Genomic DNA, 13149 nt, shown 5'->3' with positions numbered 1-13149 from the left:
TCTTGTCCGACAGACTCAGTCGGCCAACCCGGCGTCTTTGCTCCCGTAGGCTTCCCGCAGCTTCGGCTTGACGACCTTCCCACCGGCATTGCGCGGCAGTTCATCGACGATGACGAGATCCTTCGGTTGCTTGAACCGGGCGAGATTCTCGTCGAGATGCGGCGCGAGTTGCTCGAGGGTCAGGCCGTCGACGCCGTCGGCAAGCACGACGACGGCCACCGGCACCTCTCCCCACTTGTCGTGTGCGCGACCGATGATCGCGGCTTCGGCGATCTGCGGGTGGCCGTAGAGTACGTTCTCCACCTCCGCGCAGTAGACGTTCTCGCCGCCGGTGATGATCATGTCCTTGGCACGGTCGACGACGTAGAGGAAGCCTTCGTCGTCCTGTCGCACCAGATCCCCCGAGTGGAACCAGCCGCCGTAGAACGCGTCGGCGGTCGCCTGCGGGTTCTGCCAGTACCCCTTCATCAGATTCGGTCCGCGATAGACGATTTCGCCGACCTCGCCGGGCTTGACGTCCTCCATCATCGGGTCGACGACGCGAGCGGTCACCGCGGGCACGACCTTGCCGATCGAACCGATCTTGCGGATTGCGTCCCTACCCTCGAGGATGCACGTGACTGGCGACATTTCGGTTTGCCCGAACGCGGTCAGGTTGAGTGCGGCGGGGAAGGTCTCGTTCATCGCGTTCAGCACTGTGTCCGACGCCGGCGCCGCTCCCCAGCTGATCGTCCGCAGCGCGAGGTTGCGTGGTCGCGCCTGCTGCGCAGCACACACTGCCTGCCACTGGGCGGGCACCATGAAGACCGATGTCGTGCCCTCCCGCTCGAGCGTGTCGAGCATCGCGTCCGGGTCGAAGGCGCCGAGCGGATGGATCACCGCCCGCACGCCCCGGTAGAACACCGGAGCGAAGCCCGCGAGTCCGGCAATATGAAACAGCGGCGGCACGATCGAGGCGACGTCGTCGTCGGAACTCCCCTGCGAAACGCTGATCGTCGTCACTGCCTGCGCCTGCAGGTTCGTGTGGGTCAGCATGGCGCCCTTGGGCTTTCCGGTGGTGCCCGACGTGTACATAATCAGTGCGACAGTCTCCTCCGGGACGTCGATCTCCGGCAGATCCGACGGGTCCTCGGCGAGGAGCGCTTCGTAGTCCAGGTGCGAGGCGATATCGCTGCCATCGACCGCGATCGTCGTGTCGATGGCGCCAGTCGAGGTGCTGACGGCATCGGCCAGCGGCGCGAGCAGCCTCTCGGTCACGATCACCTTTGCCCCGCTGTCGTGGACGAGGAACGCGACCTCGGCCGGACTCATCCGGATATTGACCGGCACCGGGATTGCACCGATCAGGTTGGCACCCAACACGGCTTCGACGTATTCGGTGCGATTCAGCAGTGCCATCAGTACGCGGTCGCCGAACCGCACCCCCCGGCGATACAGGGCCGCGGCGAACGCACGGGACCGGTCGTCGAGCTCGCGCCAGGTGGTGCCTCTGTCCAGGTACTTCACCGCGATCCGGTCCGGTGTCATAAACGCGTGCCGGTGGACCTGGTTGTTCCAGTGATTGCGTCGTGAGCGCAATGGCTCTGTTACCAGATCACTGCTGGACTCGGCGGTGGCTGTCATGCGCATCTCCCTCGTCGTCGGACTCGGCCGCGGGGCCGTCGAGCACCCAAACGATGTGCCCTCGATCACACAGTAGGGCTCACGATGATTTGCCGAAAGGAGTGCACGAAGCCGTGCCCACTCTTCCTGCGCCGCAGCCACAGTCACTGGCCGACGACCAGCACGAGCTTGCCGCGCACGCGGCCCGCCTCGCCGACGCGGTGCGCTTCGGCGACCTCGCTCAGTCCGAACGTCTGCCCGATTCGAATCGCGAACTGCCCGGATTCGATCAGAACGCCGACCTCGACCAGCGCGTCGAACGCGCGACCGTCTTCGCCGCTGCTGAACCGAACGCCGTATCGCTGCGCGCCGGCGAAGTCGGCGATCGTGATGACGTGCTGGGGGCCTCGGGCAAGCTCGATCAGATCCGGTAGGACACCGCTACCGGCTACGTCGAGGGCACGGTCGACGCCGTCCGGTGCGAGCACACGAATCCGGTCCACCATGCCGTCGCCGTAGGCGACGGCCTCGGCGCCGATCGAGCGCAGGAATCCATGTGTGGCTGAACTGCCGGTGCCGATCACCCGTGCACCGCGGGCCGCCGCGAGCTGTACGGCGGCGCTGCCGACGCTGCCGGATGCCCCGTTGATGAGCACCGTGCTCCCGCTGGCCACGCCAAGCTGGTTGAGTGCGCGAGCGGCGGTCTCGACAGTGGCCGGTAGGGCGGCAGCATCGACGAAGTCGAGCGATGGCGGAATGGGCACGTAGTAGGACAGCACGGCCCGTTCCGCTTGTGCGGCGCCGTCGTTGGCGAACCCGAACACTCGGTCGCCGATGGCTACCTCCGTCACGCCCGGACCGAGTTCGTCAACGATGCCCGCCGCTTCGTACCCCATGGTCTGCGGCAGCTCCCGATCCATCAGACCCCGGCGCTTCTTCCAGTCGCTTGCGTTGATGCCCGCGGCACGCACCCGGATGCGGATCTCCCCCGTTCCCGGGTGTGGATCGGGAAGGTCCACGATCTCGAGGACCTCAGGACCACCGAAACGGCTGAATTGGGCTGCCTTCATGGGTTGTGCATCCTCTCACCGGCACCCGAAAAGGGACCGGTCGCTGTCGAACTCGTTGGCGCGAAACACTGTTCAGACTTCTCCCAGCCACGCCAGCATGCTGCCCCGCGACCAGCAGCGGCCAACGGCCTCGGCGCCCAGCGCCGCGTGCTCGAAAATCGCCACGCCGATGATGGTGTGGCCCGAGGCGCGCCGATCGCCAAGTGTGGGTATCGATGGTGCGACTCCGACACCTTCGGCCGACACCCACGCCACAGGCCGGTCGGTCGCTGCTTCGTCGAGGCGGTGCAGGAAGCGCAGGCGGCTCTCCAGCGAGAACTTCGACAGCGCCCACGTCGTGATGACCACGGGCAGGGCGTGCGCAGGCACCCGGGCGAGAGCCTTGGGCAGCACCTCGATGGCATCACCGTCCAGCAGCACCGGCGGGTCCGATGCCACAAGTGCCATCTCTGCGTCGAGCCTGGTAGCGCGCTGCACCTGATCCGGGAATAGGCAGGCACGCAACCATCGGGCGTCATCCGGGTCGGTAACGTCGATCGGATCGCGATCGACACCCACCCGGGCGACGACCTCGGGGATCGCCCGTGTCGGTATGGGCCTCTCCCCCACGATCGACGACGACAGCTGGACCGGAGATGATAAGTCGCCCAACGATTGTCCATTGCCATAGGCGATGCGGACCCGGTCGACAGCGAGGTTGAACCCGGCCGAACATCCCATGTCGATCAGCCCGACCGAACTCGCGCCCACCCGGTGCGCCGCCTCGGCGATGGCCGGATACAGCACGGCGCAGCGCCTCATCTCGTCGGTCCGAATCCGCCTGCGCATGGCGATTGCGAAAACCGAGTCGGTACTGTGCAACAGCGTATCGATTGCAGCCAAGGCGGCGGCGTCGACATCGGCAACGGTGTAGGCCGCGGCAAGCGCCGGAGCGTGTCCGGCAAGGGCTAGGTTGTGCAGCGCAGCGAGAATCAGTGCCGGCTGCCGCACGCGCGCCGGCGCAGCCTCGATCGCGCGCAGCGCGGCATCCGACTCGCTCAATGCGACAGCGACACGCTCGTACAGGGGCGATGTTCCGGCGGCATCGGCCTCGCCGAATCGTCGGTACGTCTGAGCGAGTGTACGAGCCCTACCCATGGGCACAGTGGCGAATATTCGGCGCTCGAGACAACTGCGGCGCCACTATTTCTTCTGGCGCAACGATCTACCGCGGAAGTGGGCTGTAGAAGACCAGGCCGTTGCCCTTGTTGTCGTAGACAACCGCACGGCGTTCGTGCGCGTCGTCGTACGGGCCCGTAACGATGCCGCCACCACTGGCTTCGACGGCCTTCGCCGCGGCGTCGACATCGGCGGTCTTGATACCGACAACCACCTGTCCGTGAATCGGATGGTCCACCGCAGTCGCGAGCGCAAGTGTGATGGAGCCGCCGTCGAAGGCGGCAAAATGGGCGCCATCGCGGAACTTCAGCGGCATTCCCAGTGTCTCGCTGTAGAACTGGATCGACTCCTCGAGATTGTCGGTCGAGAGGACGATCATCCGCACGTCGTGCTCGCTCACCGGTTCCTCCTCTGGTCGGGTCCGCTTGGTCTGGGCACTGCCACACACGGTAACGAGTGGTGACACTCAGTCTGTCGTATCGCTGCCGGCACGTTCGCTCTTTGTGTCCAACGAGATGAAAGGGCGACTGAATGAACGTTCGAACCTGTCGGTGGCCCTCGACGCCGGTGGCACCTTGCTCGATACGGGTGATTTCTACGGCGCGTGGCACAACGAACAGTTGATCGCCCGGGCTTAGCGCGACCGGAGCGGACGATGTCGTGCTCTCGGTGAAGTTCGGACCGCAACTCACGCCTGGCGGTCATCTCGCCCCGTTTCCAGGGTGCGAACCGCGAGCACAACGACGCCCTGGTAGCCCGACTGCACGGCCTCGCCGATACCCATGACGCGTCGCTCGCGCAGCTCGCGATCGGCTGGGTCGCAGCCCAGGGAGGCGACATCGTCCCGGTCATCGGATCCCGCCCGTCGTGATCCAGTAGCGCCGCGACGGACCGAGTGGGGTTTCCCCGGGCCCCTCGAATTCACCGCCATTGCGCTCGATCACCCTCGCGGAGGCAAGGTTGTCGATCGCGCAGACGACGAGTACCCGATCCACACCGCGTTGGTCTGCCACCTCGAGCACCCTGGCCAGCGCCCAGGTTGCGAGCCCGCGCCCACGCGCGGACGGCCGGATGCCAAAACCGATGTGGCCCGCCCACTGCACAAAATCATCGAGCCCGTGCCGCAACGCGATCCCGCCGAGCACTTGGTCGCCCTCCACGATCCAGCGATAGGTACATCCCGGTCGATCCCCTTCGGCCGCCGCCGAATCCGATTCGGCGATCAGCCGACCCACCCAGGCCGCGAAGCCCACGGGTGAATCGACGTCGTCGGACTCGCGCAGTCCGAATCCGTCCTCGTGGAGGCCGGGACCCCACTCCCTGTGCGCTTCGAACCAGGGCGCATACAGACGTGCGGTCGGAGCGATGAGATCGGGCACGTGGCGGGGAGCTATTCGGCCTGCTGGGCGATCTGGATCAGGTTGCCGCAGGTGTCGTCGAAGACCGCTGTGGTCACCGGCCCCATGTCCACCGGCTCCTGGGTGAAGCGAACGCCGAGCCCATGCAGCCGCTCGTACTCCGCGCGGACGTCATCGACGGCGAAGGAGGTGAATGGAATGCCGTCGGCGACGAGCGCCTCCTTGAAGGGCTTGGCCGCCGGGTGCTCGTCGGGTTCGAGCACAATCTCGGTACCGTCCGGCTCCTCCGGGGACACCACGGTGATCCATCGGAACTCACCCATCGGGACGTCGTGCTTCTGTTTGAAGCCGAGGACCTCGGTGTAGAACCGCAGCGCCTTGTCCTGATCGTCGACGAGCACACTGGCCAGATTGATTCTCATAGTGGTCCTTCCACGCTGCCCACGTCACCACGCCGATCGGGAGCCCGGTCGAGCCACCGAGCAACGATCGGTTCGAGGGGTGCGGTGTTGATGTAGTGAAACTTGTATCGGCCGTCGCGACGGCTCTCGACCAGACCTGCCGTCTCGAGTACGTCGAGGTGCTGCGAGACCGCCTGCCGGGACGAGGAGAGTCCGTGCTTGGTCGTGAGCCGCGCGCAGATCTCGAAGAGCGTCTGGCCATTTCGGTCGGTCAGTTCATCGAGGATCGAGCGCCGCGTGGGGTCGGCCAAGGCTTTGAACACGTCACCCACACCCCCAACAATATGCAAGCAGTTACTTGCCTGTCAATGCCGGCTGGGCGGCTACGATCATCACATCGACACCACGGTCGATACTCGCACCGGTCGCGCCCCGTTACGGCACTTCGAATGACGCCTCCTCGAGAAAGAGTCCGACCCCTTCTGCGCCGGTGAACCGGCATCGACCGCGCACACCGCGGCGGGAAAGTGCGGCAATCCGACATCTCGGCGAATGGCGTCGCTACGTCGAGTACATCGAGCAGAGGGCCCATCGTGGCGAGATATGGCCGGGCCGCGGCCCAGCGCCGTCCTGGGACGGCCCCACGGGATGTCCGATGTGCGATGGCGAGGTGTTCGCGGACGCACGTGGCCGTCTGGAGAGCTTGCTGCGCAGGGGCGGGCGGCGTGCACATCGACTGCGAGTGGCGGTCACGCTACTCGACGAGCGCTTCCGGGACGTCACAGTCGAAATCGGGTCTCGCCCATCGCCGTCCTGGTGGAACCGTCGTGTTCCGTGGGCGTGAACCTCGCGCTCCAACCTGTCGAAGCCCAGACCGCCGAAACCCTATGCGGCGCAGAACTCGTTGCCTTCCGGGTCCTGCATGACCCACCAGCGGCCTGCCGGTCCCTGGTCGAACTCCTGGACCCGGGTTGCGCCCAGGCCCTCGAGGCGGGTGACCAGCGCGTCGAGTCCACCGGGCTCGCTGTGAATGTCGACATGCAGGCGGTTCTTGCCGGACTTCGGCTCGGGAACGTCCTGGAACAGCACCCGCCTACCGCGACCGACTCCACTGGCTTCGTCGAATGGATCGTCGGGGTGACGGATCGCGGCTAAGCCACGGAAGGTCTTGCGGCCATTGTGCTCGTACACTGCCGCGTCGGGCAGGTGGCCCGCGGTCAGGAGTTGCTCGACGAGCGCACTCGGATCTTCCACTTCGTACTCGAGAGCTGCCGCCCAGAAGTCGGCGAGCGTGGCTGCATCTCGGCTGTCGACGACCAGCTTCCAGTTCAGCGCCATATTCGCCAGGCTATACCGATAGCGTCACGAGGGTGACGGGACTTGGCGACCCGCGTCTGGACGAAATGCTCGATCGCCTGTATTCGGCCGACTCGGGCCAGCAAGCCGATCTCACACAGTATTTCACCGACCGCGCCGGAGCAGGAACACTGAACTGGCGGCAGCTGGACCACGACGCACACCAATTCCTCGCCGACAAATTGGTTGCCCTCGACCCCGATAAAGCATTGTTCTGCCATCGGCTCTGCCTCGCCTTGCGTGCCACGCGCGTCGTGGAAGCCGGGACATCACATGGTGTCTCGACGTTGCACCTCGCGCAGGCGGTGCGTCTGGTCAGCGAAGCCGGCGGTGGCGATGGTGTCGTGATCGGCATCGAATACGAACCCGACAAGGCCGCTGTCCCAAGACGCTGGCCACCTTGAAAGGTCCGGTGGATTTCGCGTCGTATCTGCCCAACTTCGACTACATCAACGACCCGGCGAATGGTCTTGTCACGCAGACACTCCCATTCGCCGGTGGGCTGGAACTGACCATCAAGCTCTAGCCGGCTCCCCGTTCGCGGCTAACGCAGCTTCGCGCCGTAGACGCGACCGACGTTGAGAATCAGCAGGACTCGACGATCCGACACCATCACCGCACGGTACTCCTGCCAGTCGGGATGTTCGCCCGCTCCGCGCCGGTAATAGTCGACGAGCGCGTCCACCTCCGGACCATTCGGATCGCTGCCCGGGCCGACCACTGTGACATCGCCCTCGGCGGTCGCCCAGGTGTAGCCGTCCGGGCTGGTGAACTCGATCGCCGCCCGCGGGTCGCGCCGCAAGTTGGCGGTCTTGGCTCGTCCCTCCGTCACCGACACGTAAATCCGGTCGGAATCGCGGTCGTACACGGACGTCACCGGCGAAAGCTGCGGTACACCGTTCGACTTGATGGTCGCGAGAATGCCGAGCTTGGTGTCCGAGATCAGTGCACGTGGATCGAAATCTGCGTCGGTCATGTCCCTACCCAACCGCATCCCGCCCAGCCGCATTCCACCGACCGACTGCTTCCGGTATGCCTGCGGCTGAGCAATGATGGCTGATACCCGGCGACAGAGACAAGAATGGAAAGAAGCGATTCGCTCCCTTCCACTTTCAACATATATCGCACTGGGGGCCTTGCCGCAAGGCCCCGGTCATGGCGCAGAATCACTGGTCCAAGCTGAGCCACAGAAAGTGTGAGGGTGGATGTCAACCCGGGGGTACAACGACGAACTGCACTCCGAGCGAAGTTACGTCGAGGGGCTCTACACGCGCCTCGACGAGGAGCGCGCGCAGACGAAGGCAAAGCACAGGGCAGCGCTACTCGGTGACGGTGGATCACCGATGGAGCGCGAGTTCGAGGTTCGCGCGCTCGCCAAGGAGGTGAAACGGCTGGATGTGGCGGACAACGGCCTGTGCTTCGGCCGATTGGACAGCCTGACAGGCGAACACTCCTACGTCGGTCGGATCGGCATCTTCGACGAGAAGGACGAGTTCGAGCCGCTGCTGCTCGATTGGCGAGCACCCGCCGCACGACCCTTCTACGTCGCCACCGCGGTGAATCCGGAGAACATGCACCGACGCCGCCAGTTCCACACGCGTGGTCGCCAGGTGGTCGACTTCACCGACGAGATCCTCGGGCGGCCCGATTCCGATGAGCGTGCCGGCCGGGGAGACGCGGCCCTGCTCGCGGCGGTGAATGCCCCGCGCGGGGACGGTATGCGCGACATCGTGGCGACGATTCAGGCCGAGCAGGACGAAATCATCCGGCTCGAGCACCCCGGGGTGCTCATCATCGAGGGCGGCCCTGGCACCGGGAAAACAGTGGTGGCGCTGCACCGCGTGGCCTATCTGCTCTACACCCAGCGCGAGCGGATGGAACGCAGCGGTGTACTCGTGGTCGGGCCCAACCCGGCATTCCTGAAACATATCGACCGCGTTCTCCCGTCGCTGGGCGAGACGAACGTCGTGTTCATGACCACCGGTGATCTGCTCCCCGGCCTGCACGTCACCGCCGAAGATGCCCCCGCCGCAGCGCGCATGAAGGGTTCGTTGCAGATCCTCGATGTGCTCACCGCCGCGGTCGCCGACCGGCAGCGACTCCCCGAGCAGCCGGTGACCATCGAGTTGGCCGACGTCACGGCGCGGATCGACGCGGCGACGGCCCAGTGGGCTCGCGACGAGGCGCGCACGAGCGGATTACCGCACAACGAGGCACGAGCAAAGTTCGTCGAGATCGTCACGTGGGTGCTCACCGAGCGGGCGATCGCCCGGATCGGCCGCGGGTGGCTGACCCGGGACGACCGCGAAGCCTGGGAACAATTGCGCGCAGACCTGCTGACGGAGCTCGCGGACAACGCCGCATTCACCGCCGCAATCGACGACCTGTGGCCGATTCTGGCTCCGGAAACATTGTTGGCACAGCTCTATTCGTCCACAGACCGGCTGCGGGCCGCCGGTGCCGATCAGTCCCTGTGGCGCGCCGACGGCGAGGCATGGACGGTATCGGATGTGCCTCTGCTCGATGAACTCATCGATCTGCTGGGCCGGGACAAGTCGGTCGACGAGGAGGCCGAGCGGGAGCGCAAGCGCGAGATCGCGTATGCCGCCGCCGTGTTGGACAACATGGTCGGCCGCGCCGACCACATGGACGACGACGACCATCTGTTCGCTCAGGACATGCTGTACGCCGAGGACCTCGCGGAACGCTTCCTCGAGCGCGACACCAGGGAACTCGCCGAACGCGCTGCCGCAGACCGGGACTGGACCTACCGGCACATCGTCGTCGACGAGGCCCAGGAACTTTCCGAGATGGACTGGCGCGTGCTGATGCGGCGCTGTCCGGGCCGATCCTTCACGGTGGTGGGCGATCTCGCGCAACGCCGGTCGGCGGCCGGCGCGGTGTCGTGGGGCAAGTTGATGGAGCCTTATGTGCCCGGGCGGTGGGTCTACCGGTCCCTGACCGTGAACTACCGCACCCCCGCGGAAATCATGTCGATCGCGGCCGCGGTGCTAGCCGAATTCGCGCCCGATGTCGTGCCGCCGGAGTCGGTCCGCGCGAGCGGTGTCGCGCCGTGGTCCAGGAAGGTCGGTGCGGACGACCTGTCCAACGCCATCGAGGAATTCGTTCGCGAGGAAGCCGACCGGGACGGCACCAGCATCGTGATCGGGCCACCGGGCGCGCCGGGCGCGGTTCCGGCATCGGCAACGAAGGGGCTGGAGTTCGATGCCGTCCTGGTGGTGGAGCCGGAACGGATTCTCGCCGAAGGACCACGTGGCGCGGCCGACCTCTACGTCGCCCTCACCCGCGCCACCCAGCGCCTCGGCGTACTGCACCTCGACGTGTTGCCGCAGGCGCTAGCGGGCCTCACCGAAAACTGTCACTCGAAGTAGCGGTAGATCGCCTCCACGACAACAGCAGGGCGGTCACTGTTCTCGAGTTCGATGACACCTTCGACCGTCACCTGAACACCGCCCTTGGGCAGCTGCTCGACGGATTTCAGGGTCGCGTTGAGCCGCACGCGGCCGGCGGCCGGGACCGGACTGGTGAAACGAACCTTGTTCAGGCCGTAGTTGATCCCGGTCGTCACGCTGTCGACGGTGAATATCTCGGCCCACATCGGAATGATCAGCGACAGGGTGAGGTATCCGTGCGCCACCGGCCCACCGAAAGGGCTCTCCTTTTTCGCCCGTTCCGTGTCCACGTGAATCCACTGATGATCGCCGGTCGCATCGGCAAAGGTGTTGATGCGGTCCTGCTCGATCGGCAGCCAGGAACTGACTCCGACCACCTGCCCGACGAGCGGGTCGAGGTCCGCGAGCGTGGCGACGTGGGTGGTGGTAGCGGCAGTCATCGAAATCTCCTTCGAATCCGAGTCGGACGGGTCGGCTCTGGATACCGAGCACCCGTTCACATTCTCCTCGAAGATCGCGATGGACATATGCGAGTCCGCCCATCGTCTTGCCACGCCCGCGGCGGTCCCTTACGTACCGGTCCCGATCCGCAGACGTGGCACCACCCAAGAACGTCGCTCAGCGATAGTGCGGATTGTTGATCACGGGAATCTCGATGTTGATCGGCATCCTGAGCTCGGACATGTAGAACAGGACGAACTGGCGAAGGAACTCGTCGAACAGCCAGTACGCCTCCTTGGGCACACCCACGTTCAGCGCGCCTTCGCGCACGGCGACATAGGGTCCCCAGGCCGTTTCCAGCAGCGGGCTCCACACCGGTTCTCTCGGGATATTGAGCCAACCGGCGATCTGGTCGCCCAGCATGAACCGAGTGAGCGCGCCGAGGACGCCGCGGCTGAGCAGCGACAGGTCGAGATTCTTGCCCAGTCCGAGCAGGATGTCGGCGAGCTTGACCCCTTCCGGCGTCGGCGCCAGGATCGGGTCGAGCACATGCTTGGCCTGATCGTCCGCATCGTTCCACGTTGCCGGGATGTACTGATCCTCGATGCCGAGCATGGCCGCGCTGACCTGCCAGGAATGCAGGAATCCCTCGGATTCGTTCGCGGCAACCGGCACCCCCCACCGATTCAGGTTGCGCCAGGCGGTGGTGGGCAGGCTGTGCCACGTGACCATCATGTCGCTCTGGCTGATCGGCTTGTCCTCCGGCGCGGCGTTTACCCAGTTGGGCGACTGCGGCAGCAGATGGCGAACCGCCGAGTGCGCGAGACGGGTCTTGACGCAGGTGACGACCATTTCGCCGTCGGGCTGATAAGCGTTGAGCGAGCCGATGTCGTAGCCGAGCTTCGCCGTCTTGGTGATGCGGTCTTTCATGTCCGCGCCACCCTTCGAGTAGTACACCGCGCGTGCTTCTTTGGGAATGACGGTGCTCATCATCCCGCTGGCGAAGCCGTAGAGCACACCGAGATAGGTGCCGCGTTTCTGGTTGAACGTCACTGCGTCGGCGAGCTTGCGCTGGTCCGCCCACGCCGGAAGCTGACGAGCGCGTTCCATGAAGTCACGCAGATCGCCAGGAAGTCCGCCCGGTAGGGCCTGCCCGTTCTTGGTCCAGCCGCGCAATATCTGGTTGACCTTCGGGACCTCACCGCGATCGATCAGGGCCGCGACGATCTGATCGGACTCGTCATCCCACACCCCCCGTGGATCCGCACCACTCCCGACACCGGGTACCGCACCCGCGGGCGACCAGGTCCACGGTGCAACCGAGGCCGCGACGCCCAGGGCGCCCACCGCACCGCCTGCTCGCAGTAGCCCGCGCCGATTCAGATCCTCCATGCCATATCTCCCATCCCCAACGCACCACGATGATGCAATGAAACAACTGCCGTATCGCCGTATCATAGGTAGCACGCTATGGCTCAGGTCACAAGAAGTCTCGCAAAACTGCCGGCACCCAGATCGGGCGCTGGATCGTATAGCGTCCGAAAGGTGTCGATGGAATCTGCGCCAGCATCGGGCGTCCGCGTGACGGCCCCCCAGCCGATGTCGTTGCTCGAGCGCGCATACACCAACGCGGTCGAACGCTCCGGCGATCTCGACGAGACCCGCGAACGATTGCTCGATGCCGCCTACGAGCAGTTCTGCCGACTGGGCATTCAGCGCACGTCGATGGAGGAGGTGGCACGTGGAGCAGGTTTGTCCAGGATCACGTTGTACCGAAAATTCGACACCAAGGATGCCCTGGTCGAGCAACTCATCATTCGGGAGTTCCGCCGGTATCTGGATCAGTTTCTCGACGACATCAAGGAAGCCGATACCGTCGCCGATCGCGTAGTGGTCGGTTTCGTCGCGTCCATTCGGGCCATCGGGGGCAATCCGCTGATCGGCGGCCTCCTGGAAACAGAGTTGACGCTGGTGGTCGGGTCCATCATCAAAAAGGACAGCGGCATGCTCTCGACCGTGCAGGAGTTCGTCGCCGGGCAACTCCGCCGCGAGCAGCAGGTCGGCAATATTTCGGGCGATGTGGACGCCGATCTGGTTGCCGAGATGATGGTGCGGATCTCGGCGTCGTTTCTCACCGTGCCCAGCCGAATCGTCGACATCACCGACGATGTCCAATTGGCCACGGTCGCACGCAAATTCCTGGTTCCGATGCTCGCCGCACCGCCGGCAGGCTGACCGGGGCTCGCAGATCGCGTCAGGCGATCACCAAGGTCGGCACCACCAACGCCGGTTCCTTCACCGTGAACACCCGAGTGCCGGGCTTTCGGCCGTCTCTGATCGGAGTCACCGT

Annotated in this window: 16 protein-coding genes and 1 pseudogene; 5 read left to right on the top strand and 12 right to left on the bottom strand. The window is 65.2% G+C overall.

Annotated elements, in window-relative coordinates; translation table 11 throughout:
• Positions 1–15 precede the first annotated feature (15 nt).
• The 4 genes from fadD5 to OG921_RS21440 all read right to left on the bottom strand — a co-directional run bounded on the left by fadD5 (position 16) and on the right by OG921_RS21440 (position 4230).
• Positions 16–1623: a fatty-acid--CoA ligase FadD5 gene (gene fadD5 / locus OG921_RS21455; protein WP_266114566.1), complete on the bottom strand. Its 1608-nt coding sequence runs from the start codon at positions 1621–1623 to the stop codon at positions 16–18.
• A 143-nt stretch (positions 1624–1766) separates the two neighbouring features.
• Positions 1767–2672, bottom strand: a complete 906-nt coding sequence (locus tag OG921_RS21450; protein WP_266114565.1) for an NADP-dependent oxidoreductase — start codon at positions 2670–2672, stop codon at positions 1767–1769.
• A gap of 72 nt (positions 2673–2744) precedes the next feature.
• Positions 2745–3809 carry a DUF2332 domain-containing protein gene (locus OG921_RS21445; RefSeq protein ID WP_266114564.1) on the bottom strand — a complete coding sequence of 355 codons (1065 nt, stop codon included), beginning with the start codon at positions 3807–3809 and terminating at the stop codon, positions 2745–2747.
• A 67-nt stretch (positions 3810–3876) separates the two neighbouring features.
• Positions 3877–4230 (bottom strand): VOC family protein, encoded by a 354-nt coding sequence (locus tag OG921_RS21440; protein WP_266114563.1) that lies wholly within the window; start codon positions 4228–4230, stop codon positions 3877–3879.
• Positions 4231–4333: 103 nt separating this feature from the next.
• Between OG921_RS21440 and OG921_RS21435 the strand changes: the two genes are divergently transcribed.
• The gene (locus OG921_RS21435; protein WP_266114562.1) at positions 4334–4468 is read left to right on the top strand and encodes a hypothetical protein; all 135 of its coding nucleotides are present in this window, start codon (positions 4334–4336) and stop codon (positions 4466–4468) included.
• Between the two features lie 210 nt (positions 4469–4678).
• Here OG921_RS21435 and OG921_RS21430 read toward each other — a convergent pair whose 3' ends face one another.
• The 4 genes from OG921_RS21430 to OG921_RS21415 form a co-directional block, all read right to left on the bottom strand.
• Positions 4679–5209 (bottom strand): GNAT family N-acetyltransferase, encoded by a 531-nt coding sequence (locus tag OG921_RS21430; RefSeq protein WP_266114561.1) that lies wholly within the window; start codon positions 5207–5209, stop codon positions 4679–4681.
• Positions 5210–5220: 11 nt separating this feature from the next.
• Positions 5221–5610, bottom strand: a complete 390-nt coding sequence (locus OG921_RS21425; RefSeq protein WP_266114560.1) for a VOC family protein — start codon at positions 5608–5610, stop codon at positions 5221–5223.
• Positions 5607–5921: a helix-turn-helix transcriptional regulator gene (locus OG921_RS21420; RefSeq protein ID WP_266114559.1), complete on the bottom strand. Its 315-nt coding sequence runs from the start codon at positions 5919–5921 to the stop codon at positions 5607–5609. Before OG921_RS21420 ends, OG921_RS21425 begins: the two co-directional genes overlap by 4 nt.
• A gap of 553 nt (positions 5922–6474) precedes the next feature.
• Entirely contained in the window at positions 6475–6927 is a 453-nt protein-coding gene (locus tag OG921_RS21415) for a VOC family protein (protein WP_266114558.1), read from the bottom strand.
• A gap of 32 nt (positions 6928–6959) precedes the next feature.
• On the opposite strand from OG921_RS21415, the gene OG921_RS21410 reads away from it, so the two are divergent.
• Together OG921_RS21410 and OG921_RS21405 are read left to right on the top strand one after the other, a co-directional pair.
• A complete protein-coding gene (locus OG921_RS21410) occupies positions 6960–7349 on the top strand; it encodes a hypothetical protein (protein ID WP_266114557.1) in 390 nt (129 codons plus the stop codon).
• The gene (locus tag OG921_RS21405) at positions 7346–7471 is read left to right on the top strand and encodes a hypothetical protein (RefSeq protein WP_266114556.1); all 126 of its coding nucleotides are present in this window, start codon (positions 7346–7348) and stop codon (positions 7469–7471) included. The genes OG921_RS21410 and OG921_RS21405 overlap by 4 nt, the downstream gene beginning before the upstream one ends.
• 18 nt (positions 7472–7489) lie before the next feature.
• Here the strand turns inward: OG921_RS21405 and OG921_RS21400 are convergent, their stop codons facing one another.
• The gene (locus OG921_RS21400; RefSeq protein WP_266114555.1) at positions 7490–7921 is read right to left on the bottom strand and encodes a PPOX class F420-dependent oxidoreductase; all 432 of its coding nucleotides are present in this window, start codon (positions 7919–7921) and stop codon (positions 7490–7492) included.
• Positions 7922–8150: 229 nt separating this feature from the next.
• Here OG921_RS21400 and helR point away from each other — a divergent pair, with 229 nt between their 5' ends.
• On the top strand, positions 8151–10337 hold the full coding sequence (gene helR, locus OG921_RS21395) for an RNA polymerase recycling motor ATPase HelR (RefSeq protein ID WP_266114554.1): 2187 nt from the start codon (positions 8151–8153) through the stop codon (positions 10335–10337).
• Here the strand turns inward: helR and OG921_RS21390 are convergent.
• Positions 10325–10798: a MaoC family dehydratase gene (locus OG921_RS21390; RefSeq protein WP_266114553.1), complete on the bottom strand. Its 474-nt coding sequence runs from the start codon at positions 10796–10798 to the stop codon at positions 10325–10327. The genes helR and OG921_RS21390 overlap by 13 nt on opposite strands.
• A gap of 178 nt (positions 10799–10976) precedes the next feature.
• Positions 10977–12191: an oxygenase MpaB family protein gene (locus tag OG921_RS21385; RefSeq protein ID WP_266114552.1), complete on the bottom strand. Its 1215-nt coding sequence runs from the start codon at positions 12189–12191 to the stop codon at positions 10977–10979.
• Between the two features lie 159 nt (positions 12192–12350).
• Here OG921_RS21385 and OG921_RS21380 point away from each other — a divergent pair, with 159 nt between their 5' ends.
• Positions 12351–13034, top strand: a complete 684-nt coding sequence (locus tag OG921_RS21380; RefSeq protein WP_266114551.1) for a TetR/AcrR family transcriptional regulator — start codon at positions 12351–12353, stop codon at positions 13032–13034.
• Positions 13035–13053: 19 nt separating this feature from the next.
• Here the strand turns inward: OG921_RS21380 and OG921_RS21375 are convergent.
• Positions 13054–13149 (bottom strand): annotated as a pseudogene (locus OG921_RS21375) (glyoxalase); the annotation flags it as partial.

The organism is Aldersonia sp. NBC_00410, assembly GCF_026342035.1.
Taxonomy (GTDB): Bacteria; Actinomycetota; Actinomycetes; order Mycobacteriales; family Mycobacteriaceae; genus Aldersonia.
The sequence above is the reverse complement of the archived record's forward strand: the minus strand, read 5'-3'. Positions and strand labels throughout refer to the sequence as shown.

Bases quoted from the DNA above. Each gene is read 5' to 3' on its own strand.
- fadD5 (WP_266114566.1), bottom strand. From the start codon at position 1,623: ATGACAGCCACCGCCGAGTCCAGCAGTGATCTGGTAACAGAGCCATTG.
- OG921_RS21450 (WP_266114565.1), bottom strand. From the start codon at position 2,672: ATGAAGGCAGCCCAATTCAGCCGTTTCGGTGGTCCTGAGGTCCTCGAG.
- OG921_RS21445 (WP_266114564.1), bottom strand. From the start codon at position 3,809: ATGGGTAGGGCTCGTACACTCGCTCAGACGTACCGACGATTCGGCGAG.
- OG921_RS21425 (WP_266114560.1), bottom strand. From the start codon at position 5,610: ATGAGAATCAATCTGGCCAGTGTGCTCGTCGACGATCAGGACAAGGCG.
- OG921_RS21415 (WP_266114558.1), bottom strand. From the start codon at position 6,927: ATGGCGCTGAACTGGAAGCTGGTCGTCGACAGCCGAGATGCAGCCACG.
- OG921_RS21400 (WP_266114555.1), bottom strand. From the start codon at position 7,921: ATGACCGACGCAGATTTCGATCCACGTGCACTGATCTCGGACACCAAG.
- helR (WP_266114554.1), top strand. From the start codon at position 8,151: ATGTCAACCCGGGGGTACAACGACGAACTGCACTCCGAGCGAAGTTAC.
- OG921_RS21390 (WP_266114553.1), bottom strand. From the start codon at position 10,798: ATGACTGCCGCTACCACCACCCACGTCGCCACGCTCGCGGACCTCGAC.
- OG921_RS21385 (WP_266114552.1), bottom strand. From the start codon at position 12,191: ATGGAGGATCTGAATCGGCGCGGGCTACTGCGAGCAGGCGGTGCGGTG.
- OG921_RS21380 (WP_266114551.1), top strand. From the start codon at position 12,351: ATGGAATCTGCGCCAGCATCGGGCGTCCGCGTGACGGCCCCCCAGCCG.